A 24,184-nucleotide genomic window follows, 5' to 3' on the forward strand; every position below is an offset into this window, starting at 1 on the left:
TGTCATTGCATCGAGTCGACCGGATTGAAACGGTCGATGGATGGTGGTCACGAGCGCGCGACCTGCCCGAGTTTCGTACCGTTTCGCTACCGTGTGCGTGCCGGCGAGCGTGTTCGCCGCTGCGCGTCGACTGTCCGGCATTTGCCGTGGCGGCCTGCGAACCTGGCGCGGGCCATTGCCCCGTCGCGCGCGAGACCGGTGCCACCCGTGTCACCACCAACCGACGATGCCCCGGTCTGCCCGCCCACGCAAGATCGGGCACCTGTCGCTGCGTTTCACGTCCACGCCGCACATCCGAGCTTCACATCCGAGTTTCACATCCGGATCAACACCGCCCCCGCCACCACCATCACGCAGGCCGCGAGCCGCCGCGCCGTCGGTCGCTCGCGCATCGCGAACCAGCCGATGCCGATCGCGAAGATCGAACTCGTCTCGCGCAGCGCCGACACGGTGGCCACCGGCAGGTGCCGATACGCGAGCGTGACGATCGCATAGGCGCCGAGCGCGCAGGTGCCGGCGCCCACCCCGCGCCAGAGCGCGGCGCGCGAGGCCAGCAGCGGCCGCGGGCCGCCGCGCAGCGCGCAGACGAGCGCGAACTGCGGCAGGTTCCAGAGCAGATAGACCCAGCAGATATACGACAGCGAGTTGCCGGCAAGCCGCACGCCGATGCCGTCCACCACCGAGTACGCGGCGATGAACACGCCGGTGAGCACCGCGTAGGGCACGCTCTCGCCGGACAGCCGCAGGCCGCGCCGCAGCGCGAGCGACATGATGCCGAGCGAGACCAGTGCGATGCCGGCGAGGCCCCAGGCCGACGGCCGCTCGCCGAGCGCGGGCAGCGCCAGCAGCGCGACCAGCAGCGGTGAGCTGCCGCGCGCGATCGGATAGATCTGGCTGAATTCGCCGCTGCGGTAGGCGCGCAGCAGCGCGAGGCAATAGCCGAGTTCGAGCAGCGCCGACGCGGCGATGTAAGGCCACGCGCCGGGCGCCGGTGGGGGCAGCCACAGCGCGCCGGCCGCGCCCGCCGCCAGATACGGAATCGCCATGGTGCCGAGCTGGACCACGCGATCCTCGCTGACATGCAGGAACGCGTTCCAGACCGCGTGCAGCAGCGCGGAGAACAACACGAGGGCGACGAGCAGATGATCCATGGCGGTGAGGGCGGCGCAAGGCGCGCACGACGATGAGCGGCGAAACCAGGCCCGGGGAGCGCCGACGCGCCGCTCGATGCCGACCGGACGGAAGCAGCGAACCGGAAAACGCGGGATGAGGCAACGAGAGGCAAAATGCGGCAATACGTGGATTATGCCGGCGCCGGGCCGGTTTCGCCAAGCACCGATTGCGGATGCAAGGCGCGCGGACAGGCGCGTTCGCGGCGGATTGCCGATAATAGGCGCTTCGCCAACCAGGATCGCCGTCATGAATTCCACCCCGCAATCGAATCCGCCGCGTCTGACCAGCCTCTCGCATGGCGGCGGCTGCGGCTGCAAGATCGCGCCGGGCGTGCTCGCCGAGCTGCTCAAGCGCAACGCGCCGCCCGCGCTGTTCCCCGACCTGCTGGTCGGCACCGAAACCTCCGACGACGCGGCGGTCTACCGGCTCAACGACGAACAGGCGATCGTCGCGACCACCGATTTCTTCATGCCGATCGTCGACGATCCCTACGACTTCGGCCGGATCGCCGCCACCAACGCCCTGTCCGACGTCTACGCGATGGGCGGCAAGCCGATCCTCGCGCTCGCGCTGGTCGGCATGCCGATCAACGTGCTGCCGCACGAGACGATCGCCGCCGTGCTCAAGGGCGGCGAAGCGGTCTGCGCGGAAGCGGGGATTCCCGTGGCGGGCGGCCATTCGATCGACTCGGTCGAGCCGATCTACGGGCTCGCGGCGCTCGGCATCGTCCATCCGTCGCGCGTCAAGCGCAACGCCGGCGCGCGCGCGGGCGACCTGCTGGTGCTCGGCAAGCCGCTCGGTGTCGGCGTGTTGTCGGCGGCGCTGAAGAAGGGCCAGCTCGACGCTGCCGGCTATGCCGCGATGATCGCCGCGACCACCCGGCTCAACCGGCCCGGCACCGAGCTGGCCGCGCTGCCGGGCGTCCACGCGATGACCGACGTGACGGGCTTCGGCCTGCTCGGGCACGGGCTCGAGGTGGCGCGCGGCGCGGGGCTCACGGCGCGCGTGCGCTATGCGGCGCTGCCGTGGCTCGCCGGGGTCGAGGCGTTCGCCGCGGGCGGCGTGGTGACGGGCGCCTCGGGGCGCAACTGGGCCGCCTATGGCGCCGACGTGCGGCTCGGCGACGGCCTGCCCGCCACCGCGCAGGCGCTGCTGACCGATCCGCAGACCTCGGGCGGCCTGCTGGTGGCCTGCGCGCCCGACACGGTCGACGCGGTGCTGGCCTGCTTCCACGCGGACGGTTTCGCGCAGGCCGCCGTGATCGGTGAACTGGTGGACGGCCCGGCCCGGATCGAGGTCGCCTGACGGTGTCGCCCGTGGTGGCGGGCACCGCCGCGGGCATCATGAAGTTCGCTCGGGAACCCCGTCGGGTTCCCGTTTTCACAACGGGGTTTTGCTGAAAGGTATACCCCCCTATGGTATATTCACACCCAACATGAGCCACACCGTCAAGGACAAGCAGAAGCTGCTGAACCGGGTTCGCCGGATCAAGGGGCAGCTGGAAGCCGTCGAACGCGCGCTCGAGGAAGAGCATGGTTGCAACGACGTGCTGCAGCGACTGACAAGTTGCCGCGGTGCGATGAATGGACTGCTCGCGGCCGTGCTCGAGTCGCATATTCGCGGTCACATGATGGATGCGCCGGTGTCCGAACCCGACGAGGCCGGCGGCAGCGCGACCGAGCAACTGATCGAGGTCGTCCACAGTTACTTCAAGTAAGGAGCGGGGGGAGTGTGATGAACGAACCATTGGGCAGGCAGTCCGGGCCGGCACGGCATGAGCATGTGTTTCTCGGCGCCGCGCACGCGAGCCGCGAGCGGCGCACCTGGTTCGTGATCGGGCTCTGCGCGCTGACGATGGTGGCCGAGATCGCGGGCGGCTGGCGCTTCGGTTCACTCGCGCTCGTCGCCGACGGCCTGCACATGTCGACGCACGCCGGCGCGATGCTGATCGCCGCGCTCGCCTACACCTACGCGCGGCGCCACGCGCACGATCCGCGCTTCTCGTTCGGCACCGGCAAGCTCGGCGATCTGGCCGGTTTCACGAGCGCCGTCGCGCTCGCGCTGATCGCCTTGCTGATCGGCTATGAAGCGATCATGCGGCTGATCGATCCGGTGCCGATCCGGTTCGGCGAGGCGATTCCGATCGCCGTGTTCGGGCTCGCCGTCAATCTCGGTTGCGCGTGGCTGCTCGGTGGCGTGCATCATGGCCATGCGCATCACGGTCACGCGGAGGATCACCGGCATCCGCACGCGGAGCACGACCATGATCATGATCATGCGGACCACGCGCATCAGGCCGGGCATGCCGACTCGCACGCCGCCGGCCACGGCAAGCAAGCGTTCCACGCGCGCGACCACAATTTCCGCGCCGCGTATCTGCACGTGATCGGTGATGCGGTCGTATCGGTGCTCGCGATCGCGGGCCTGATCGCCGCGCGCGCGTTCGGCTGGAACTGGATGGATCCGCTGGCCGGCATCGTCGGCGCGCTCGTGATCGCGAACTGGTCGTTCGTGCTGATCCGCGACACCGGCGCGACGCTGCTCGACATGACGCCCGATCCCGCGCTGGCGGCGCGCATCCGCGAGCGGATCGAGGGCGATGGCGACGCCGTGGTCGATCTGCACCTGTGGCGCCTCGGCCCCGGCCATCTGAGTGCCGCGCTGTCGGTCGTGACGGGCAGCGCGCGCCGCGACGCGCGCTTCTATCACCAGCGTCTGGCCGGCGTCGACGGCCTGTCGCATCTGACTGTCGAAGTCACGTCGGCGGCGATGTCGCCGATCGCGTCGGGCGGCTAGCGGCCTGCGGCGGTGGGGCCCGTCGCGCAGCGCGGCCGTCACCGCCGGCTCGCCTCGAAACGCCATCCTCCCCGACACGTCGCATCTGCCACCACGTCTGCGCGCATCCCGGCGCCCCCGCGTCCGTTTTCGCTATGCTTGTCACCGGGCGCCGGTGCGGCCTCGCATCACATGCCGCGCCGCCGCCCGCGCCGTGCCCGCCGCGTGGCACGGCGGACTCGCTGCTCGCGGTGCCGGAGGGCCCGGCACCGCGAGCCTGTTCCGCAGTCTCCGGGAGCCGTTCTCACCACTCCATTCAAAAGGAACGACGATGCTGACTCGCTCGCTGTCAACGCTGGCCGTTTTCTCGCTCGCCGCGTGTACCACGCCCCCGTCCGTCGCCCAGGACGCGGCCTCGCAGGACGTCACGGGCCATCTTGCCGGCGCGCATGCGCCGAAGGTGATGATCGTCACGATGTTCGGCCCGGAAGGGCAGGCCTGGACCGACCGGCTCGGCCCGTGGACGCAGGTGAAGGTGCCGGGGCTCTCGCCCGACTACCCGAACGTGCAGTGCAACCGCCAGGACGTCTGCGTGGTGACGACGGGCATGGGCTACGCGAACGCGGCCGCCACCCTCATGGCGCTGACGTTCTCGCCGCAATTCGACCTGCGCCACACCTATTTCCTGATTTCGGGCATCGCCGGCGTCGATCCGGCGCAGGGCACGGTCGGCTCGGCCGCGTGGTCGCATTACCTGGTCGATTTCAGCCTGCAATGGGAACTCGACGCGCGCGAGATCCCGGCCGGCTGGCACACGGGCTACCTCGGCATCAACACCAAGAACCCGCGCCAGAAGCCGCCGCTCGACTACAAGACCGAGGTGTTCGAGCTGAACCCGAAGCTGACCGACGCGGCCTACGCGCTGTCGCGCAACGTGGTGCTGGCCGACAACGCGCAGGCGCAGGCCGCGCGCGCGAAGTTCGACGCGGCGCCGGCCAACCGGCCGCCGACGGTGGTGCGCTGCGATACCTCGTCGGGCAACACCTGGTTTTCCGGCACGAAGCTCGGCGAACGGGCGCGCGAGTGGACGAAGATCCTGACCGACGGCAAGGGCACCTACTGCATGACCGCGCAGGAGGACAACGCGACCTACGAGGCACTCACGCGCGCGGCGGCCACGCAGCGCGTCGATCTCTCGCGCGTGGCGCTGCTGCGCACGGGCTCGGACTTCGACCGGCCGTATCCCGGCCAGACCAGTGCCGACAACCTGCTGAACTACGCCGACCAGGGCGGCTTCACGATTGCCACCGAGAACCTCTATCGCGCCGGCAACCCGCTCGTGCAGGACATCGTCACGCACTGGAGCGAGTGGCGCGCGGGCGTGCCCACGCGCTGAGCGCATCCGGCCGGGCGCGCTCGGCGCGCCCCAATGAGCACGGCGGCCGCGGCATCGCGAGATGCGGCGGCCGCCGTTTTCGATTGCAGCGCAGGACCGCAAGCGCAGGAAGCAGCGACGGGCAGCCTGCTCGAGCCGCCCGCCGGCGCTCCCAGGCTCAGGCGTTCTGCTGGCTGCGCGGTTGCGCGCGGAACGGAATCCACACCGGGACGGTGCGATCCCATTGGTCGAGCTGGGACGGTTTCGGTTCGTTCGGGTTCATGATCGTGACCTCCTTCCTGTCAATGGATCCGTGTGCCGCCGGGCGCATCGCGCGCCGGCGTCGTGCGATGCGCCCGGGCGCCGTGCCCGGACGCGCGGGCTTCAGTGCTCGGCCGAGGCGAGTTCGTTCGCCGGGCCGCCCGATTCCGATTGCGCCGGACGTTGCGCGAGTTCGACGCCTTGCGGGTACGAGTTGGTCTTGCGCAGCGCGGCGAGCGAACCGTCGCGTTGGGCCTGGGCCAGTTCGGCACGCACTTGCGCGCGGGTCAGCTGGCTGGTGTTCCTGGCGTGCGGCAGGTCGCCGTAGCTGCCCGACAGGCCGATGCCGCCGTCGGCGAACGCCGACACGGCAGTGGTGGACAGGGCGAGCGCGGCGAGGGTGATGGCGATGCGGTTCATGTTCGACTCCTTTCGATTCGGATGCGCAGTCAATTGAGTTGCGCGACGGAGTGAAATTTAGGTGCAAGCGCAGCATCAATAAATGGGATGGACGCGAATTGAATTGTCGCCATGCTGGAACAATCAAATTCCGTACTGCGAATAGGGTCGGCGAAAATCCTTGCCAGCCTTGGATTTCGTCGAAAACGACCGCATTCCGCCGCAGGCTGCGAGGCGGCATTGGTTCAAACGGCGCAATAGTGTGATGCCGCGCGAATCATCAATCGTCGTCGGTTTGTTGCGTTGCAAAAACGCATCGTGAAAAAGTGGGAGCGAGTGGTGACCGACTGGCGCCGCCGTCGCCGGGACGGCTTCCCTGACGCAGCACGCCGTCGACGCAGCGAGGCCGGCTGGCATTCCGTGCGCATTTTAGAGATAGAAGCCGGAATCGCCATTTACCTTACTCGGCGGGCTCCATGAGCCGGTTCAGCCAGTTTCGTACTGTGCCGATTTCATCACCGCCACCGGCAAAAAATCACAAGCCGGACGGGATTTGCCCGACGGATACTTCAGCTCATCGAACCGACTTTCCCGCAGGAGGGCGTGCGAGCATGACCCGATTCGCATGTCCCGGAGCCGGTGACGCGGATCGCGGCGAAGGCGCCGGCGGTTTCCGGCCGCCGGGCCGGCACAGCCGGGCGGCCGCAGGTTGGGCCGCCCATTTCGCTTGATCCGCCGCGGCCGGACGCAGGCACGACGCACGCCGGCCATCGCGGTGCCCACCCCGGCAAGCCGCGCGTGCCGGCATCGCTCGCGGTCCGGGCGTGGCGCCGTCCACGGCACGTGACCCGGCCGGCCGCGAAGCAGCACGATGCACGGCACGCGGCGGGCGACGTCCTTCGCGGCAACCCGCCGGCGCCCGCGAGCGCACGGCCAACATGGCAGGAGACACGCCTGATGCAAAACCAGGGCAAATTCCAGAAAAATCTGTCGCTGACGGATCTCACCTTCATCGGCCTCGGCGCGATCTTCGGCTCGGGCTGGCTGTTCGCCGCGAGCCACGTGGCCAGCATCGCCGGTCCGGCCGGCGTGTTCTCGTGGGTGCTCGGCGGCTTCGCGGTGCTGCTGCTCGGCGTCATCTACTGCGAACTCGGCGCGGCGCTGCCGCGCGCGGGCGGCGTGGTGCGCTACCCGGTGTTCTCGCACGGGCCGCTGCTCGGCTACCTGATGGGCCTCATCACGCTGATCGCGTTCTCGAGCCTGATCGCGATCGAGGTGGTGGCGGCGCGCCAGTACGCGGCCGCCTGGTTTCCGTCGCTGACCGTCCCGGGCTCGAACGCGCCCACCACGATCGGCTGGCTGCTGCAGTTCGCGCTGCTCTGCCTGTTCTTTCGGCTCAACTATTCGAGCGTGAAGACCTTCGCGCTGGCCAACAACATCATCAGCCTGTTCAAGTTCGTCGTGCCGATCTCGGTGATCGTCGTGCTGTTCGTGTTCTTCAAGCCGCACAACCTGCGGGTGGCCGGCTTCGCGCCGTTCGGCATGTCGGGCGTGGAGATGGCGGTGTCGGCGGGCGGCGTGATCTTCGCCTATCTCGGCCTCACGCCGATCATCTCGGTGGCGAGCGAGGTGCGCAATCCGCAGCGCACGATCCCGTTCGCGCTGATCCTCTCGGTGCTGCTCTCCACGCTGATCTACGTGCTGCTGCAGCTGGCGTTCCTGGGCGGCATTCCCACCGATATGCTCGCGCACGGCTGGGGCGGCATCGACCACGCGTTCTCGCTGCCGTACCGCGACATCGCCACGGTGCTCGGCATCGGCTGGCTCGCCTACATGGTGGTGGCCGACGCGATGATCTCGCCGAGCGGCTGCGGCAACATCTACATGAACGCGACGCCGCGCGTGATCTACGGCTGGGCCAAGACCGGCACGTTCTTCCGCGTGTTCACGCGGATCGACGAGGCCACCGGCATCCCGCGCGCGGGGCTGTGGCTGACGCTCGCGCTGTCGGTGTTCTGGACCCTGCCGTTTCCGTCGTGGGACGTGCTGATCAACGTGGTGTCGGCCGCGCTGGTGCTGAGCTACGCGGTCGCGCCGGTATCGGTGGCCGCGCTGCGCCGCACCGCGCCGGACCTGCCGCGGCCGTTCCGCGCCAGTGCGCTCGGCGTGCTCGGCCCGGTGTCGTTCATCATCGCGGCGCTGATCGTCTACTGGTCGGGCTGGGGCACGGTGTCCTGGCTGCTCGGCCTGCAGATCGTGCTGTTCTTCGTCTATCTCGCCTGCGGGCGCTTCGTGCCCACCGACCAGCTGAGCCTCGGCGAGCAGGTGCGCTCGTCGGCCTGGCTGATCGCGTTCTATGCGCTGATCATCGGCGCATCGTACCTGGGCAGCTTCGGCGGCATCGGCGTGCTGACGCATCCGCTCGATACCGTGGTGGTGGCCGTGATCGCGATCGTCATCTACTACTGGGGCGCCGCCACGGGCGTACCCGCCGGCAGGCTGCGGCTCGACGACGACGAATGAGCCTGCCCGCCGCCCTGCCGGGCCAGCCGCGACAGCGCTTCCGGCCGTCGCGGCGGTTCTTTTTCGAGCGCGCCGTACTGCCGGCGCGCCGCCAATCCGCCGCGGCCGCCGCCGCGCGCGAACGAGGCCGACGCACGGCCTGGAGAGAATTGATGAGTATTGCCGACGACGTGATCCTCTCGCTCGACGAGGTCGATACGCTGGCGCGCCGCGTGCTGACGCACCACGGCATGTCCGACGCGAACGCGCGCGCGATCGCCGGCGTCATCGCGCAGGGCCAGCGCGACGAGTGTCACTCGCATGGCCTCTACCGGCTGATCGTCTGCGTGCGCTCGCTGCGCAGCGGCCGCGTCGATCCGCGCGCGGTGCCCACGCTGCGGCGCGTGGCCGGCAGCGTGATCGAGGCCGACGCGCACGGCGGCTACTCGCTGCCGGCGTTCGAGCTGGGGCTGCCGGCGCTGGTCGAGGCGGCGCGCGAGCAGGGACTCGCGGCGCTGACGATCCGCCACTGCTATCACTTCTCGGCGCTCTGGCCCGAGGTGGAGGCGATCGCCGCGCACGGCCTGGCGGGCATCGCGATGTGCCCGAGCCACGCCTGGGTGGCGCCGGCGGGCGGCACGCGGCCCGTGTTCGGCACCAATCCGATCGCGTTCGCGTGGCCGCGCCCGGACGGCCAGCCGCCCTACGTGTTCGATTTCGCCACCAGTGCGATCGCGCGCGGCGACATCGAGCTGCACGCGCGGCAGAACCGGTCGATCCCCGACGACTGGGCGCTCGACGAGGCGGGGCGGCCGACCACCGATCCGCACGCGGCGCTGCGCGGCGCGATGCGCACGTTCGGCGGCCACAAGGGTTCGGCGCTGTCCACCATGGTGGAGCTGATGGCGGGCGCGCTGATCGGCGACCTGACGAGCGCCGAGTCGCTCGAATACGACGGCGGCGCGGGTGCCTCGCCGTATCACGGCGAGTTGCTGCTGGCGTTCGACCCCGAGGTGTTCGCCGGCGACGCGTGCGAGGCCGGCCGCGCGAGCGGCGAGCGCGTGCTCCGCGAAATCGCCGCGCAGGGCGCGCGCCTGCCGTCGCAGCGGCGCTTCACGGCGCGGGCGCGCAGCCTCGAGCATGGCGTGAAGGTGCCGCGTGCGTTGTATGAGGAAATTCTGGCCTTGCTCGATTGAGCGGCGGCGGGCGCTGGCGGCGCCGGAAAGAACGCGGGGCGGCCATGAGGCCGCCCCGGTGTGCCGGCGGGGGATTGCCGGCGATGCTGGCGCCGATCGGGCAGGTGGTCGGGGCACCCGGCCGGCTTGCCTGATCCGCCCGATTTTCCCGGTCCGTCCGATGCCGCCGGCCCGGCCGGCGCCGTGCCCGAATCAGGCGCGCGCCTCCCGGCCGCTTACGCCACCCACTCGCTGATCACCGGCGTATCGAGCACCGGCGCGCTCTCGGCCTGCTCGAACGTGCGCTTGCTGCAGATCGTATCGAGCGGCGGCCGGCCCGAGCCGTTCAGCAGCGGGCAGCGGTCGAACACCTCGGCGATCCAGTCGACGAACACGCGCACTTTCGGCGACAGGTGCCGGCTGTGCGGATAGACCACCGAAATCGGCATCGGCAGCGGCTTGTGGTCCTTCAGCACTTCCTTGAGCACGCCCGAGCGCAGTTGCGGCAGCACCATGAACAGCGGCGGCTGGATCAGGCCGAAGCCCTCGATGCCGCAGGTCACGTAGGCGTCGGCGTCGTTGACCGACACCACGCCTTCCATCTTGACCTCCACCTCGTTGCCCTCGATCAGGAACGCCCAGTCGATGGTGCGCCCGGTGCGGCTCGAAAAATAATTGACGGCGCGGTGGTCGGCCAGGTCGTCGATGCTGCGCGGCTCGCCGTAGCGCGCCAGGTACGCGGGCGAGGCGGCCGTGATGCCCTCGAACAGGCCGACGCGGCGCGCGACGAGCGACGAATCCTGCAGCGCGCCCACCCGGATCACGCAGTCCACGCCCTCCTGCAGCAGATCGACCGGGCGGTCCGACAGCCCGAGCTGCAGGTCGATGTCGGGGAAGCGCTCGCGGAATTCGTTCAGCGACGGGATCACCACCAGCCGCCCGAGCGAACCGGGCATGTCCACCCGCAGCTTGCCGTGCGGCTTGCGATTGTTGATCTGGAAGCTGGCCTCGGTCTCCTCGACCTCGGCCAGGATCCGCACGCAGCGCTCGTAGTAGGCGGCCCCGTCCGGCGTCAGCGACAGCCGCCGCGTGGTCCGGTGCATCAGCCGCACACCGAGGAACGCCTCGAGGTTCTGGATGATCGTCGTCACGGACGCGCGCGGAAGGCTCAGCGTCTCCGCGGCCTTCGTGAAGCTGTTCGTATCGACGACGCGCGTGAATACCTGCATCGCTTGAAGTCGGTCCATCGCTGCTTACCTCCGGGTTTGATCGGCTCAATCAGTCGGTCGGACGCCGCTTTTCGCACGCCCGTGCGTCGATTGTTCAAAGCCCCTGAATTGTGTTGCCGGATTATAGGCATTTATCCTCATGTCTGCCGGACCCAGAATGCGCTCCATCTCGCAATGGACGCGCTTACGCGCATCACTCATGGATGCATCGGGTTTTCGCAATCTGCTGAATACCGCCACGGCCGCGCCGGGGCTGGCTGGCACGTCGCTCGCGGTCTCCGACGTCGAAATCGAAGGGCATGCACAGGACATCGTGCTGCGCCTCTATCGTCGGCCGGACAAGACCGGATTGCCGGTAGTGCTTTATTTCCACGGCGGCGGCTTCGTGCGCGGTTCGCTCGCCGATGCCGACTTCGCCGCGCGCTTCCTCGCCGAGCGCGTGCCGGCGCTGGTGGTGTCGGTCGATTATTCGCTGGCGCCGAAACATCCGTTTCCGGCCGCCCCCGAGGACGCCTACCGCGCCGCGCGCTGGGTCGAGGCCCGCGCCCGCGCGTTCGGCGGCAACCCGCGCCGCATCGCGGTGGCCGGCCACGACGCGGGCGGCCAGCTCGCGAACTGCCTCGCCTTCATCGCGCGCGACCGCGGCGACGTGACGATCGTCGCGCAGGCGCTGTTCGGGCCGATGCTCGATCCGAGCATGACGCGGCTTGGCGACGAGCGCCAGCTCGCCTCCGACATCACCATGAAGGAGTGCGCGGCCTGCTACCGCGCCTACCTGCCCCAGCCGGCGCAGCGCATGCACCCCTACGCGGCGCCGCTCGAATCGGCACGGCTCGCGCGGCTGCCCGCCACGCTGATCGCCACGGCCCAGAACGACGTGCTGCACGTCGAGGCCGAGAAGTATGCCGCGCGCCTGATCGAGGCCGGCGTGCTGACCCAGGTGATCCGCTATCCCGACGTCTCGCATGCCGAGCTGGCCGGCTACGCCCCCGCGCTGCAGGAAGCCGTGCGCTTCCTGACCTGCCGGTTCCAGGCCCACGCCAACGACTGATTCCTACCATTCCAACGCAACCGGAGATCTTCATGTCCATCCTACGTACTCCCCGCTCCCGCATCGCGGTTGCCGCGTTGGCCGTCGTCGTCGCCGTCGGCGGCGGCGCGTTCGGCGTGATCCGCGCCAGCGCGAACGCCCCGGCGGCCCCGGCCGCGCCGCTGCAGGAAGTGGACGTCGCGACCGTGCTGTCGAAGACGATCACCGACTGGCAGACCTATTCGGGCCGGCTCGAGGCGATCGAGCGCGTCGACGTGCGCCCGCTCGTGTCGGGCACCATCGTGTCGGTCAACTTCAAGGACGGCGCGCTCGTCAAGAAGGGCGACGTGCTGTTCGTGATCGACCCGCGTCCGTACCAGGCCGAGGTCGACCGCACCGCCGCCCAGCTGGCCGCCGCGCAGGCACGCGACGGCAACGCGCAGACAGACTGGCAGCGCGCGCAGCGCCTGATCGGCGACAACGCGATCGCCAGGCGCGACTACGACGAGAAGCAGAACGCCGCGCGCGAGGCGAGCGCCAACGTGAAGGCCGCGGCCGCCGCGCTGGAAGCCGCGCAGATCAATCTCGGCTACACGCGCATCGTCGCGCCGATCGCGGGCCGCGCCTCGCGCGCCGAGATCACGCTCGGCAACGTGGTGTCGGCCGGCGCCTCGGCCGCGCCGCTGACCACGCTGGTCTCGGTGTCGCCGATCTACGCCTCGTTCGACGCCGACGAGCAGACCTATCTGCGCTACATCGGCGCCGTGCGAGACGGCCACCGCGCGCCGGTGGACCTCGGCCTCGCCAACGAGAGCGGCTACTCGCGCAGCGGCGTGATCGACTCGGTGGACAACCGGCTCGACACCTCGTCGGGCACGATCCGCGTGCGCGCGCGCTTCGACAACGCCGACGGCACGCTGGTGCCGGGCCTCTACGCGCGCATCAAGGTGAACGGCAGCGCACCGCATCCGGCACTGCTGGTGGACGACGCGGCGATCAACACCGACCAGGACAAGAAGTTCGTGTTCGTGGTGGACGCGCAGGGCAAGGTCGCCTACCGCGAGGTGCAGATCGGCGGGCTGCACGGCAACCAGCGCGTGATCGCGGGCGGCCTGCAGGCGAGCGACCGGGTGGTGGTGAACGGCACGCAGCGCGTGCGTCCGGGCGAACCGGTGAAGGTCCACATGGTGCCGATGACGGGCGGCGACGACGCAGCGGCGGCGCCGGTCGCGGCGGCTTCGCAGCCGGCCCGCGGCGCTGCGTCGTGACGGGGCGCGGTTAGCCCCTGACACTCGCGCACAACCAGAACAGAGTTTTTCATGAACATATCCAAATTCTTCATCGATCGTCCGATCTTTGCAGGAGTCCTATCCGTCCTGATCCTGCTGGGCGGCGTCATCGCGATGTTCATGCTGCCGATTTCCGAGTATCCGGAAGTCGTGCCGCCGTCGGTGATCGTCAAGGCGCAGTACCCGGGCGCGAACCCGAAGGTGATCGCCGAGACGGTGGCCTCGCCGATCGAGGAGCAGATCAACGGCGTCGAGGACATGCTCTACATGCAGTCCCAGGCGAACAGCGACGGCAACGTGACGATCACCGTCACGTTCAAGCTCGGCACCGATCCGGACAAGGCCACGCAGCTCGTGCAGAACCGCGTGAACCAGGCGCTGCCGCGCCTGCCGGAGGACGTCCAGCGGCTCGGCGTGACGACCGTCAAGAGCTCGCCGACGCTGACCATGGTGGTCCACCTGATCTCGCCGGACAACCGCTACGACATGACCTACCTGCGCAACTACGCGCTGATCAACGTGAAGGATCGCCTGTCGCGGATCCAGGGCGTGGGCCAGGTGCAGCTGTGGGGCGCGGGCGACTACGCGATGCGTGTCTGGCTCGATCCGCAGAAGGTGGCCGAGCGCGGCCTGACCGCCGACGACGTGGTCAGGTCGATCCGCGAGCAGAACGTGCAGGTGGCCGCCGGCGTGATCGGCGCGTCGCCGTCGATTCCCGGCACGCCGCTGCAGCTGTCGGTGAACGCGCGCGGGCGCCTGCAGACCGAGGAGGAGTTCGGCAACATCGTCGTGAAGACGGCGCCGGACGGCGCGGTCACGCGGCTGCGCGACCTCGGCCGCGTCGACCTGGACGCCTCCGAGTACGGCTTGCGCTCGCTGCTCGACAACCAGCCGGCGGTGGCGATGGCGATCAATCAGTCGCCGGGCGCGAACTCGCTGCAGATCTCCGACCAGGTGCGCGCCACCATGGAGGAGCTGAAGCAGGACTTCCCGGCCGGCGTCGAATACCGGATCGTCTACGACCCGACGCAGTTCGTGCGGTCGTCGATCAAGGCGGTGGTCCACACGCTGCTGGAGGCGATCGCGCTGGTGGTGATCGTCGTGATCGTGTTCCTGCAGACCTGGCGCGCCTCGATCATTCCGCTTATCGCGGTGCCGGTGTCGATCATCGGTACCTTCTCGCTGCTGCTGATGTTCGGCTATTCGATCAACGCGCTGTCGCTGTTCGGGATGGTGCTGGCGATCGGGATCGTGGTGGATGACGCGATCGTGGTGGTGGAGAACGTCGAGCGCAACATCGAGGCCGGGCTGTCCGCGCGCGACGCCACTTACAAGGCGATGCGCGAGGTGAGCGGGCCGATCATCGCGATCGCGCTGACGCTGGTGGCCGTGTTCGTGCCGCTCGCGTTCATGTCGGGCCTGACCGGCCAGTTCTACAAGCAGTTCGCGATGACCATCGCGATCTCCACGGTGATCTCGGCGTTCAACTCGCTGACGCTCTCGCCGGCACTCTCGGCGATCCTGCTGAAGGGCCACGACGAGAAGCCGGACTGGCTCACGCGCGTGATGAATCGCGTGCTCGGCGGCTTCTTCCGCCGCTTCAACGCGGTGTTCCATCGCGGCGCCGAGAGCTACGGGCGCGGCGTGCGCGGCGTGCTGTCGAGGAAGACGCTGATGCTCGGCGTCTACGCGGTGCTGCTCGGCGCGGCGGTGCTGATGGGCCGGATCGTGCCGGGCGGCTTCGTGCCGGCGCAGGACAAGGAATACCTGATCGCGTTCGCGCAGCTGCCCAACGGCGCCTCGCTCGACCGTACCGAGCAGGTGATCCGCCAGATGGGTTCGATCGCGCTGAAGCAGCCGGGCGTGCAGAGCGCGGTGGCGTTCCCTGGCCTGTCGGTGAACGGCTTCACCAACAGCTCGAGCGCCGGCATCGTGTTCGTCACGCTGAAGCCGTTCGACCAGCGCCACGGCAAGGCGCTGTCGGCCGGCGCGATCGCGGGCGCGCTGAACCAGCAGTACGCGGGCATCAAGGATTCGTTCGTCGCCGTGTTCCCGCCGCCGCCGGTGCTCGGGCTCGGCACGCTGGGCGGCTTCAAGATGCAGGTCGAGGATCGCGGCGCGGTGGGCTACGCGCGGCTGGCCGACGCCACGCAGGACTTCATCAAGCGCGCGCAGCAGGCGCCGGAACTGGGCCCGCTGTTCACCAGCTACCAGATCAACGTGCCGCAGCTCAACGTCGACCTGGACCGCGTGAAGGCAAAGCAGCTCGGCGTGAACGTGACCGACGTGTTCGACACGATGCAGGTGTATCTCGGCTCGCTCTACGTGAACGACTTCAACCGCTTCGGACGCGTGTACCAGGTGCGCGTGCAGGCCGACGCGCAGTATCGCCAAAAGCCCGACGACATCGGCCTGCTGAAGACGCGCAACGCCGCCGGCGAGATGGTGCCGCTGTCGTCGCTCGTCACCGTCACGCCGACCTTCGGGCCGGAAATGGTGGTGCGCTACAACGGCTACACGGCGGCCGACGTGAACGGCGGCCCGGCCCCGGGCTACTCGTCGGGCCAGGCGCAGGCGGCGGTGGAACGGATCGCGGCGCAGACCTTCCCGCGCGGCGTGAAGTTCGAATGGACCGACCTGACGTATCAGCAGATCCTGGCCGGCAACGCCGGGCTCGTGATCTTCCCGATCAGCGTGCTGCTGGTGTTCCTGGTGCTCGCGGCGCTGTATGAAAGCCTGACGCTGCCGCTCGCGGTGATCCTGATCGTGCCGATGAGCCTGCTGTCCGCGCTGACCGGCGTGTGGCTCACGCAGGGCGACAACAACATCTTCACGCAGATCGGCCTGATGGTGCTGGTGGGGCTGTCGGCCAAGAACGCGATCCTGATCGTGGAGTTCGCGCGCGAGCTCGAACATGACGGCCGCACGCCGTTCCAGGCCGCCGTCGAGGCGAGCCGACTGCGGCTGCGCCCGATCCTGATGACCTCGATCGCGTTCATCATGGGCGTGGTGCCGCTGGTGGTCTCGACCGGCGCCGGCGCCGAGATGCGTCATGCGATGGGCGTGGCGGTGTTCTTCGGCATGCTCGGCGTGACGCTGTTCGGGCTGATGCTGACCCCGGTGTTCTACGTGGTGCTGCGCACGCTGGCCGGCGGCAAGATCCACGTCGCGCAGAAGGACAATTCGCGGTACGACGTATCGGCCGCGGACGCTTGAGGAATCGATCCATGAAAAACGACAAGACCATCCTGCGGCTCGCGAAGCTGGCCGGCCTGAGCACGCTGATGGCCGCGCTGCTCGCGGCCTGCGCGGTCGGGCCGGATTACAAGCGGCCAGAGGCGGCCACGCCCGCCGCGTTCAAGGAAGCGCCGACGCTCGCCGCCGGCGAGCAGGCCGGCACCTGGAAGCCGGCCGAGCCGGCCGACGCCGGGCAGCGCGGCGAATGGTGGAAGGTGTTCGGCGATCCGGTGCTCGACGCGCTCGAACAGCAGGCGCTCGACGCGAACCAGAACCTGAAGGCCGCCGCCGCGCGCGTGCAGGAAGCGCGCGCCGCCACGCGCGCCGCGCGCTCGGCGTGGTTCCCGTCGCTCGACGCCGGCTTCGGGCCGACGCGCGAAGGCGTGTCGTCGGCCTCGCAGTTCCAGCCGCAGGGCTCCGGGCCGATCAACGCCACGCTGTGGCGCGCGCAGGGCACCGTGTCCTACGAGGCCGACCTGTTCGGCAGCGTCAGCCGCAACGTCGAGGCCTCGCGCGCCGACGCCGCGCAGAGCGATGCGCTGTTCCAGTCGGTGCGGCTCGCGCTGCAGGCCGACGTCGCGCAGAACTACTTCGAACTGCGCCAGCTCGATTCGGACCAGGACCTGTACCGGCGCACGGTGGCGCTGCGCGAGGAATCGCTGAAGCTCACGCAGCGGCGCTTCAGCGAGGGCGACATCGACGATCTCGACGTGTCGCGCGCGAAGAACGAGCTGGCCAGCGCGCAGGCCGACGCGGTCGGCGTCGCGCGGCGTCGCGCGGCCTCCGAGCATGCGCTCGCGATCCTGCTCGGCAAGGCGCCGGCCGATTTCGGCTTCAAGGAGACGCCGATCGTGCCGGTCACGCTGAAGATCCCGCCGGGCCTGCCGTCGGCGCTGCTGGAGCGGCGCCCCGACGTGGCCGCGGCCGAGCGCGCGATGGCCGCCGCCAACGCGCGGATCGGCCTCGCGAAGTCGGCGTATTTCCCGAAGCTCAACATCTCCGGCTCGTTCGGTTATGAGGCGTCCACGCTCGGCAACCTGTTCATGTGGTCGAGCCGCACGTTCCTGCTCGGGCCGTTCGCGGGCACCGCGCTCACGCTGCCGCTGTTCGACGGCGGCCGGCGCAGCGCCGGCGTGCAGCAGGCGCGCGCGTCCTACGAGGAGCAGGTCGCGAACTACCGGCAGCAGGTGCTGGTGGCGTTCCGCGAGGTCGAGGACAACCTCTCCGACCTGCGCCTGCTCGACGACCAGATCCGGGCGCAGGGCGACGCCGTGAGCGCCTCGCAGCGCGCGGCGAAGCTGTCGCGCACGCAGTATCAGGAAGGGCAGATCGCCTATCTCGACGTGATCGACAGCGAGCGCACGGTGTTGCAGTCGCAGCTTCAGGCGAACCAGCTGACGGGCGCGCAGGCGGTCTCGACGGTGAACCTGATCCGCGCGCTCGGCGGTGGATGGGGGACGCCGCAGGCGGCCGCGGCGCCGGTGGCGGCTTCGCCGGCTGCATCGTCGGCCACGCAGGCGGTGGCGCAGCGCTGAAGCCCGGGCGCGGCGGCGTGTGCGTGATGCATGCCGCCGCGCCGCGATGACCGGCGTCGGTGAAGTATCGAAACGGGCCTTCAGAGGCCCGTTTCCATTTGACGGGCCTGCGTGCGCAGGCCGGTGAAGATCGCGTCGGCGAGGTCGCCGGGGAAATCGGCCGGCAGCAGCGCCGCGACCTCGTCGATCACGCTCGGCGTCGCGGCCACGAGTTCGCCGATCAGCGCGCGCACCGTCTGCTCGCCCAAACCGCAGCGGCGCCCCTGCGCGATCCAGTGGCGCGTGCGGATTTCCTGCCAGCCGTAATGCTTGTGCGTACCGCGCACGGCCATCGCCATGCGCAGGCGCTGCGGCGCGATCTGTCCGGCGCGGCGCCCCAGGATCGGATGAAACGACAGGACATCGTAGAGCGGCGTGGCCCGATAACGTGCTTCGGGCAGATGCGCGATGCTGAAATTCTTGCCGTGGCCGTCGGCGGCCGCGAGCAGCCAGAACACCAGTTGTGTCGTGAAGAAGTGGCGCCGGTCGAGCGCCGCGTCGATCGAGCCGGCCAGGAGGTCCATGACCGCATCGATGCCGGGGCCGCCGTCGGCTTCGTATTTGTTCAGGCCCGACGTGCCGGTGGCCTGGCACAAATCCTCCTGCGGCAGGCGCACGAGCCAGTTGCCGTCGGCCGAGGGGCGCCGGTCGAAACGTTCGACCACGAGCGCCTTTTGATCCTCGAACCGGCCGATGCCGCACGGCGCGACGGGCAGCCCGTAGGCGGCCACCAGCAGCGCGCAGAGCCATTCGTTCTCGACCGAGGTGCGCAGGTCGGCGCCGAGGCCGGCCACGAGGCCGAGCGGCAGCTTGAGAATGTGCGTGGTGGGCGTGCTGCCTTCGGGGCGCAGCCATTGGCCGTCGTGCCAGAGCAGCGCGGTTTTCTCCTGCGCGCCGGCGATCGACAGGCGCAGGTCATGGCTGGCCGAGTCGCGACCGGTGCCCGCGACGAGCGGCAGCGCGCGCAGCCATTGCGCGATCGCGGCCTCGTCGAGCGGCGTACCGGCGATCCGTTTCAGGCCGGCGGGCGCCTGGCCTTCCGGCAGCAGTTGCAGGGCACCGACGCAGTCGCGCCCCACCGCCTCGAGCAGCGCGAACGGCGTGGTGTCGCGCGCCGCGTGACGCTGCGCGAGGCGGCGGCGAATCGCGTCGCTGTCGGGCAGCAGGTTGTCGAAGTAATTCGCGACGGCGGCGCCCTGATAAGGCAGATTGCCGGGGCGGAACGGCAGCGACAGGGACAGCGGGCGGCGTTGCGGATGGTCGAGCCAGCCCGGTGCGTAAGCGAGGCGATCGACGCCCTGGATCCGCTCCCAGTAGCCGACCTCGATGCCGTTCATCCAGAGCGCGAGGCGCGTGGCGTGAGAGGTGCGTGGCATGGGGGTTACCAGTCCTCGCGGGGCGTATCGCTGCCGCGCCGGCCGCCGGCAGTGGGGGCGGCGGGTTCGGTGGCGGTGGCCGATGAAGACGGCGGGACGGCATGGCCGGCATGCGGTTCGGCCGCTTCCGGCGCGGCGCCGCCCAGCTTCATTTCGATGCCGAGCACGCGCATCACGCGGAACAGCCGTTCGACGCTCGCGCGGGTCGGATCGGCTTCGAGGCGAGCGTAGGTCTGCTGCGTGACGCCGAGCCGTTCGGCCATGGCGGCCTGCGTGAGCCCTGCCGCCTTGCGGAAACCTTGCAGCAGGGGGCGCAACTGGGCGGGTGTCTTGACGGGATAGTCCACGATGAGGGCGCGCGGCGCGAACGTTGGATCGTGACATCCTACAGCCCGAAGACTGTCATCACAACATACAGCGTAAAGGCTGTTTTTATGAAATACAGCCTTTACGCTGTTGAATCCATGATGTCGCCCGGCGCTTCAGCGCCCCCTGCCGCCCGGCCGCGCCACGGCGATCCTGGTGTTCTTGCCGCCCGCGCTGGCAGGCGCCGGATTGAGCGCCGCGACCGCCGACACTTCCTGCGACCAGTACGACGGCAGCCCGTTGTACGGATTCGGCAGCTTCAGCGAGGTAATGTAGACGCCGCCCGCGCCGTTCGCCGCGGCGAGCTGCAGATCGCCGGCCAACTGCGACGAGGTCGCGTTGTAGACGATGTGGATGAAGCGGCTCGCGCCGTGAGCGGCCTGCCACGCGTCCGGCACGAAGCCGGCGTAGTTGGCCTGCTTGTCCTCGTAGACCACGAAGCGGTCCGCCACCGGCAGGCTCGCGTAGATCGCGGGCAGCTTCGAGCCGGGGTTGTTGACCACCTGGTAGTTCGGCGAGAGCCCCTTGATGTAGTTGTAGAGCGACTGGTAGTACTGGACGTGGGCGGTCGTGCTGTCGTTGGCCATCTCGTCGATGAAGAAGCCGTCCACCGTGTAGAACGCCAGATACCTGTTGATGTCGGCCGTCACGTCGGACAGCGAACGGGCGCCGTACGACGTGTGGACATAGGCGATCACCTTGCCGCCCGCCGTGCGCACCTTCGCGATCGCGCTGGTGTAGGCCGGGTCGGCCGCCGTGCCCGGGCCGCTGTTCGGGTTGACGATGGCGGTGAGCGGCACCGAGGCGGCGTTCGTCGCGAGCGTGTTCCAGGCGGTCGCGCCCGAGCCGGACGGATAGAAATACGCGGGCACCACGAGGTCGGCCGCGTGGGCGCTGCCGCCCGCCACCACCAGCGAGGCCATCAGCGAACAGGCGGCCGACGCGAAGCGGTGAAACGCGCCGGGCGCCCGGCCGCCGCGCGGCCTCGAGCGTCGATCGATCAGGAGTGCAGGAGAAATGAACGTCGAAGCACAGGCGTGGGTCATGGTCGGTCTCGCTGGCTGATCTCGCCGCCGCGGGTTCGCGCCCGCCGCGTGTGGTATTGGGGTACGTCGCCGCGTCGGTTGTTGCGCCGGATTTCCCGATCCCGGTCATTCATGAATAGCAGCTTTCAAATGCAACGGCAACCGCCCGCGGTATGAAAATACGTGCCGTAGCGTGGGCGCCTCGCTTATCGTTTTCGCCGATTTCCATTTGCGCATCGCTTGTTGGACCGGGCCCGGCGTTCGCGTCTATCATCGGCCCGCGGGCCCGCCCCCGCTTTTCCGGCCGTCCCGGGCGCGGCAATATCCGTGTTTACGACAGCGCGCCGGCGATAGGTAGCCCGATCGGCCGGGTTCGCGCGGCGGTGCGCTATCGTTCCGATTCCTCAGACCTCAAACGTCCAACCTCCAACGGCAGGGAGCCTGTTACCCGATGAGCGAACTCCATTCGTCGACCGCCGCGGCGGCCGATCCCGATGCCCCGCGCACCTTCGGCGAACTGATCGTCGCGCTGCGCGCGAGCGCGGCCGAGCGCGACCGGCGCGGCGGCCATGCCGCGCGCGAGAAGCAGTGGATGGCCGCCGTCGGCCTGCAGACGCTGGCGGTGCCGCGCGCGTTCGGCGGCCAGGAAGCCGAATGGCCGATCGTTTATCAGACGATTCGCGCGCTCGCGCGCGTCGACAGCGCGCTTGCGCACCTGGTCGGCTTCCAGGTGCTGCAGATCGTCAGCGTCGAGGTGTGGGGCAGCGACGCGCAGCGCGAGCGCTATCTGCGCGGCACGGTCGAGCAGGGCTGGTGGTGGGGCAACGCCGTCAATTCGCTCGACACCCGGCTGGTCGCGCGCCAGGAGGCCGACGGCGGCTATCGGCTCGACGGCATCAAGAGCTTCTGCTCGGGCACGCGCGGCTCGTCGCGCATGACGATCTCGGCGCACGATCCGGCCACCGGCAAGCCGGTGTTCGCGGTGGTGCCGACCGCGCGCGACGGCATCACGGTTCACGACGACTGGGATCCGATCGGCCAGCGCCAGACCGACAGCGGCAGCGTGTCGTTCAACGGCGTGCGGGTCGAGCCGGACGAGGTGCTGCATCGTTCGGAGGTGCCGCCCACGCCGCGCGCGACGCTGCGCACGCTGGTCTCGCAACTGGTGCTGACCAACCTGTTCGTCGGGCTCGCCGAGGGGGCGCTCGCCGAGGCGCGCGAGTACGTGGGCACGCGCGGGCGGCCGTGGATCCATTCGGGCGTCGAGCGGGCGCAGGACGATCCGTACACGCTGCAGCGCTTCGGCGAGATGCGGGTGCGGGCGGTGGCGGCCGAGGCGCTCGCCGATCGCGCCGCACGCGCGCTGCAGGGCGTCTGGGATCGCGGCCAGGCGCTGACGGCCGAGGCCCGCGCCGAGGTCTCGCTGGCCGTGTCGGAGGCGAAGGTGGTGGCGCAGCGAGCCGCGCTGGAGTCGGGCGAGGCGCTGTTCGACGCCTGCGGTGCGCGCGCCACGGCCGCGCCGCTCGCGCTCGACCGCTTCTGGCGCAACGCGCGCACGCACACGCTGCACGATCCGCTCGACTACCGGCTGCGCGACCTCGGCCGCCACGCGCTGACGGGCGAACTGCCGGAGGCCTCGCTCTACACCTGAGCGAGCGCGGGCCGCCGGCCCCCGGCGAGGGCGGCGGCCGGGACGACGGTTACAGGATGTTGAGCGCCGACGCCGCGCGGCGCGGGCACAGGTCCGGGTCGCCGCCCCAGCCCGGATATTCGACCTTCACGGCCTTGGGATCGGTGACCGAGTAGACCGACAGCGATTGCGACGTGGATTTCACTTCCGCATAACCGATCGGCGCGGCGAACCGGCAATGGGTTTTCAGCAGCTTCGCGCAGAACGGATCCCTGCCCGTATGGCACGACAGCAGATACAGGGTGATCCCCCTTTTCTGCAGCGTGGTGCCGAAGGTGTCGATTTCGGTATCCGTCATGTCCTTGCCGCTGGTGCCGTCGACCATCAGGAAACCGTTGTCGTCGCCGTGGCTCATGATGGCGAGAAAGCCCTTGTCCTCGATCTTGTCGATCTGCTTCCAGAAGAACGCGGGATCGTTGGTCAGCGCGACCACCTCGTATCCCTTGTTCTTGAACATTTTCTGCGTATCGCCGGTGGCCGCGTCGGTGCTGTAAAGAAACAATTTTTTCGCCATGATGGTCTCCGAAATCGCGAGGGTGACGATCCGGAGCCGATCATCGCGTCCGGATCGAATCACACATTAACGAATCGGATCGAGTTGGCGTCAGAACTTTTTGACGATAAAGGCGGGACAAAACGATTCAGGTGATGAACGCGTGATTGCCGCGCGGCCGATCGCCCGATCGCCGGGCGCATCGTTTCGATCGGGTTTTCATCGCGCCGGCGCCGGCGGCATGCCGGTCGGGCAACGGGCGCGGCGTGCAGGACCCGCACGAGCCCGGACCCTTCGCTCAATCCCCCGGCAACCGCGCCATGCGCCGCGCGAACGACTCGAACGCGGACACGTCGTCCGCGCCCGTCAGCAGCGCGGCCGGATCGGCGATCTCGTGCGCGCCCATCGGCACCTGCTGGCAGTCGATCAGGTGCCGCACGCTCGGATATTTCGACATGCGCGGGCGCTTGTAGCGCAGCCGGAACAGGCGCGGCACCATCCGTCCCGGCTTGCCGAGGTCGCCGATCTGCTGCACCGACGCGTCGAACCAGAAACGGATCCAGGCCGCCTGCTTCTCGCTTGGCGGCGCGGCGATGAAATCGGTCAGCACCAGCATCACGTAGGGGATGTCGCGCTGCGCGAGCGTCGGCCATGCCCACAGCTTCAGCACGTCGGCATGCTCGATCGCGCAGGTGAAGCGCGCCACCTGGAACGCGCTCGCGGTCTGCCGGATGGTGTGCAGATGCCGCTGCCAGTGCTGGAAGAAGCTCGCGCGCAGCTGCCGCGCGCGCTCGGTCAGCGGCGGACCGACGCCGACGGCGAGCGGGTTGGACACCGCGTCGCTGACCAGCGGGCAGCGCGCGAACGGCCCGGCCGCATGGACGAAGCGGCGCGCCTGGCTGCGATCGCGCAACTGCACCACGCGCAGCACGCCCGAGCAGAGCGGACAGCGCGCCAGGCCGCGCAGCAGCGGCAGGTCGAGGCAGAACTCGTCGACGTGGACCAGCCGGTCCTCGACGGGGTGCTGCGCGAATTCGAGCATCGGGCGTTCTTTCATCTCGATGATTCTCGACGACGGGTCGGACGCCGCGCGGGGAACAGCCGGCCGCGCGCGACGCTGGAGACAGCAAGGGATGGAGGAATCAGACACGCCTTGTGTGACAGCACGATGGCGCGCCGCGCGGCGGCGGTCGCGGCGGTGCCGTGCCGGGTTTG

19 protein-coding genes are annotated in these 24,184 nt (G+C 69.4%); 11 read left to right on the plus strand and 8 right to left on the minus strand.

Features of this window, described 5'->3' with window-relative positions; all coding sequences use genetic code 11:
* Positions 1-314: 314 nt before the first annotated feature.
* Positions 315-1,151, minus strand: coding sequence for a DMT family transporter (locus tag bpln_RS20060; protein ID WP_042627141.1), 837 nt, complete (start codon positions 1,149-1,151; stop codon positions 315-317).
* Positions 1,152-1,419: 268 nt separating this feature from the next.
* On the opposite strand from bpln_RS20060, the gene selD reads away from it, so the two are divergent.
* The 4 genes from selD to bpln_RS20080 all read left to right on the plus strand — a co-directional run bounded on the left by selD (position 1,420) and on the right by bpln_RS20080 (position 5,344).
* A complete protein-coding gene (gene selD / locus bpln_RS20065; RefSeq protein ID WP_055139789.1) occupies positions 1,420-2,478 on the plus strand; it encodes a selenide, water dikinase SelD in 1,059 nt (352 codons plus the stop codon).
* A gap of 130 nt (positions 2,479-2,608) precedes the next feature.
* The gene (locus bpln_RS20070) at positions 2,609-2,890 is read left to right on the plus strand and encodes a metal/formaldehyde-sensitive transcriptional repressor (RefSeq protein WP_042627143.1); all 282 of its coding nucleotides are present in this window, start codon (positions 2,609-2,611) and stop codon (positions 2,888-2,890) included.
* 17 nt (positions 2,891-2,907) lie between these two features.
* The gene (gene dmeF / locus bpln_RS20075; RefSeq protein WP_055139790.1) at positions 2,908-3,969 is read left to right on the plus strand and encodes a CDF family Co(II)/Ni(II) efflux transporter DmeF; all 1,062 of its coding nucleotides are present in this window, start codon (positions 2,908-2,910) and stop codon (positions 3,967-3,969) included.
* Positions 3,970-4,279: 310 nt separating this feature from the next.
* A complete protein-coding gene (locus tag bpln_RS20080; protein ID WP_042627145.1) occupies positions 4,280-5,344 on the plus strand; it encodes a purine-nucleoside phosphorylase in 1,065 nt (354 codons plus the stop codon).
* Between the two features lie 363 nt (positions 5,345-5,707).
* Here the strand turns inward: bpln_RS20080 and bpln_RS20085 are convergent, their stop codons facing one another.
* A complete protein-coding gene (locus tag bpln_RS20085) occupies positions 5,708-6,004 on the minus strand; it encodes a DUF4148 domain-containing protein (protein WP_042627146.1) in 297 nt (98 codons plus the stop codon).
* Positions 6,005-6,940: 936 nt separating this feature from the next.
* Between bpln_RS20085 and bpln_RS20090 the strand changes: the two genes are divergently transcribed.
* Together bpln_RS20090 and bpln_RS20095 are read left to right on the plus strand one after the other, a co-directional pair.
* On the plus strand, positions 6,941-8,506 hold the full coding sequence (locus bpln_RS20090; protein ID WP_042627147.1) for an APC family permease: 1,566 nt from the start codon (positions 6,941-6,943) through the stop codon (positions 8,504-8,506).
* Positions 8,507-8,658: 152 nt separating this feature from the next.
* A complete protein-coding gene (locus bpln_RS20095) occupies positions 8,659-9,681 on the plus strand; it encodes an Ldh family oxidoreductase (RefSeq protein WP_055141144.1) in 1,023 nt (340 codons plus the stop codon).
* Positions 9,682-9,896: 215 nt separating this feature from the next.
* Here bpln_RS20095 and bpln_RS20100 read toward each other — a convergent pair whose 3' ends face one another.
* On the minus strand, positions 9,897-10,907 hold the full coding sequence (locus bpln_RS20100; protein WP_042627148.1) for a LysR family transcriptional regulator: 1,011 nt from the start codon (positions 10,905-10,907) through the stop codon (positions 9,897-9,899).
* A gap of 181 nt (positions 10,908-11,088) precedes the next feature.
* Here bpln_RS20100 and bpln_RS20105 point away from each other — a divergent pair, with 181 nt between their 5' ends.
* From bpln_RS20105 to bpln_RS20120, 4 genes are read left to right on the plus strand one after another with little or no spacing between them, the layout of a single operon-like run.
* Positions 11,089-11,940 (plus strand): alpha/beta hydrolase, encoded by an 852-nt coding sequence (locus bpln_RS20105; RefSeq protein ID WP_042627149.1) that lies wholly within the window; start codon positions 11,089-11,091, stop codon positions 11,938-11,940.
* 32 nt (positions 11,941-11,972) lie between these two features.
* Positions 11,973-13,187, plus strand: coding sequence for an efflux RND transporter periplasmic adaptor subunit (locus tag bpln_RS20110; RefSeq protein WP_055139791.1), 1,215 nt, complete (start codon positions 11,973-11,975; stop codon positions 13,185-13,187).
* A 51-nt stretch (positions 13,188-13,238) separates the two neighbouring features.
* The gene (locus bpln_RS20115; protein ID WP_042627151.1) at positions 13,239-16,424 is read left to right on the plus strand and encodes an efflux RND transporter permease subunit; all 3,186 of its coding nucleotides are present in this window, start codon (positions 13,239-13,241) and stop codon (positions 16,422-16,424) included.
* An 11-nt stretch (positions 16,425-16,435) separates the two neighbouring features.
* A complete protein-coding gene (locus bpln_RS20120) occupies positions 16,436-17,980 on the plus strand; it encodes an efflux transporter outer membrane subunit (RefSeq protein ID WP_042627152.1) in 1,545 nt (514 codons plus the stop codon).
* 80 nt (positions 17,981-18,060) lie between these two features.
* On the opposite strand, the gene bpln_RS20125 is transcribed toward bpln_RS20120, so the two are convergent.
* From bpln_RS20125 to bpln_RS20135, 3 genes are all read right to left on the minus strand, one after another.
* Positions 18,061-19,395: a type II toxin-antitoxin system HipA family toxin gene (locus bpln_RS20125; RefSeq protein ID WP_055139792.1), complete on the minus strand. Its 1,335-nt coding sequence runs from the start codon at positions 19,393-19,395 to the stop codon at positions 18,061-18,063.
* Between the two features lie 5 nt (positions 19,396-19,400).
* A complete protein-coding gene (locus bpln_RS20130; RefSeq protein ID WP_055139793.1) occupies positions 19,401-19,742 on the minus strand; it encodes a helix-turn-helix transcriptional regulator in 342 nt (113 codons plus the stop codon).
* A gap of 135 nt (positions 19,743-19,877) precedes the next feature.
* Entirely contained in the window at positions 19,878-20,807 is a 930-nt protein-coding gene (locus bpln_RS20135; protein ID WP_055139794.1) for a spherulation-specific family 4 protein, read from the minus strand.
* Positions 20,808-21,237: 430 nt separating this feature from the next.
* On the opposite strand from bpln_RS20135, the gene bpln_RS20140 reads away from it, so the two are divergent.
* Positions 21,238-22,437 carry an acyl-CoA dehydrogenase family protein gene (locus bpln_RS20140; RefSeq protein WP_055139795.1) on the plus strand — a complete coding sequence of 400 codons (1,200 nt, stop codon included), beginning with the start codon at positions 21,238-21,240 and terminating at the stop codon, positions 22,435-22,437.
* A gap of 49 nt (positions 22,438-22,486) precedes the next feature.
* On the opposite strand, the gene bpln_RS20145 is transcribed toward bpln_RS20140, so the two are convergent.
* The gene (locus bpln_RS20145; RefSeq protein ID WP_055139796.1) at positions 22,487-22,990 is read right to left on the minus strand and encodes a hypothetical protein; all 504 of its coding nucleotides are present in this window, start codon (positions 22,988-22,990) and stop codon (positions 22,487-22,489) included.
* Positions 22,991-23,267: 277 nt separating this feature from the next.
* A complete protein-coding gene (locus tag bpln_RS20150; protein ID WP_080937328.1) occupies positions 23,268-24,026 on the minus strand; it encodes a hypothetical protein in 759 nt (252 codons plus the stop codon).
* Positions 24,027-24,184: the final 158 nt, after the last annotated feature.

Origin of the sequence: Burkholderia plantarii, assembly GCF_001411805.1 — a bacterium.
Lineage (GTDB): Bacteria > Pseudomonadota > Gammaproteobacteria > Burkholderiales > Burkholderiaceae > Burkholderia > Burkholderia plantarii.

Coding starts and splice junctions, on each gene's coding strand:
- bpln_RS20060 (WP_042627141.1), bottom strand. CDS start 1,151: ATGGATCATCTGCTCGTCGCCCTCGTGTTGTTCTCCGCGCTGCTGCAC.
- selD (WP_055139789.1), top strand. CDS start 1,420: ATGAATTCCACCCCGCAATCGAATCCGCCGCGTCTGACCAGCCTCTCG.
- bpln_RS20070 (WP_042627143.1), top strand. CDS start 2,609: ATGAGCCACACCGTCAAGGACAAGCAGAAGCTGCTGAACCGGGTTCGC.
- dmeF (WP_055139790.1), top strand. CDS start 2,908: ATGAACGAACCATTGGGCAGGCAGTCCGGGCCGGCACGGCATGAGCAT.
- bpln_RS20080 (WP_042627145.1), top strand. CDS start 4,280: ATGCTGACTCGCTCGCTGTCAACGCTGGCCGTTTTCTCGCTCGCCGCG.
- bpln_RS20085 (WP_042627146.1), bottom strand. CDS start 6,004: ATGAACCGCATCGCCATCACCCTCGCCGCGCTCGCCCTGTCCACCACT.
- bpln_RS20090 (WP_042627147.1), top strand. CDS start 6,941: ATGCAAAACCAGGGCAAATTCCAGAAAAATCTGTCGCTGACGGATCTC.
- bpln_RS20095 (WP_055141144.1), top strand. CDS start 8,659: ATGAGTATTGCCGACGACGTGATCCTCTCGCTCGACGAGGTCGATACG.
- bpln_RS20100 (WP_042627148.1), bottom strand. CDS start 10,907: ATGGACCGACTTCAAGCGATGCAGGTATTCACGCGCGTCGTCGATACG.
- bpln_RS20105 (WP_042627149.1), top strand. CDS start 11,089: ATGGATGCATCGGGTTTTCGCAATCTGCTGAATACCGCCACGGCCGCG.
- bpln_RS20110 (WP_055139791.1), top strand. CDS start 11,973: ATGTCCATCCTACGTACTCCCCGCTCCCGCATCGCGGTTGCCGCGTTG.
- bpln_RS20115 (WP_042627151.1), top strand. CDS start 13,239: ATGAACATATCCAAATTCTTCATCGATCGTCCGATCTTTGCAGGAGTC.
- bpln_RS20120 (WP_042627152.1), top strand. CDS start 16,436: ATGAAAAACGACAAGACCATCCTGCGGCTCGCGAAGCTGGCCGGCCTG.
- bpln_RS20125 (WP_055139792.1), bottom strand. CDS start 19,395: ATGCCACGCACCTCTCACGCCACGCGCCTCGCGCTCTGGATGAACGGC.
- bpln_RS20135 (WP_055139794.1), bottom strand. CDS start 20,807: ATGACCCACGCCTGTGCTTCGACGTTCATTTCTCCTGCACTCCTGATC.
- bpln_RS20140 (WP_055139795.1), top strand. CDS start 21,238: ATGAGCGAACTCCATTCGTCGACCGCCGCGGCGGCCGATCCCGATGCC.
- bpln_RS20145 (WP_055139796.1), bottom strand. CDS start 22,990: ATGGCGAAAAAATTGTTTCTTTACAGCACCGACGCGGCCACCGGCGAT.
- bpln_RS20150 (WP_080937328.1), bottom strand. CDS start 24,026: ATGAAAGAACGCCCGATGCTCGAATTCGCGCAGCACCCCGTCGAGGAC.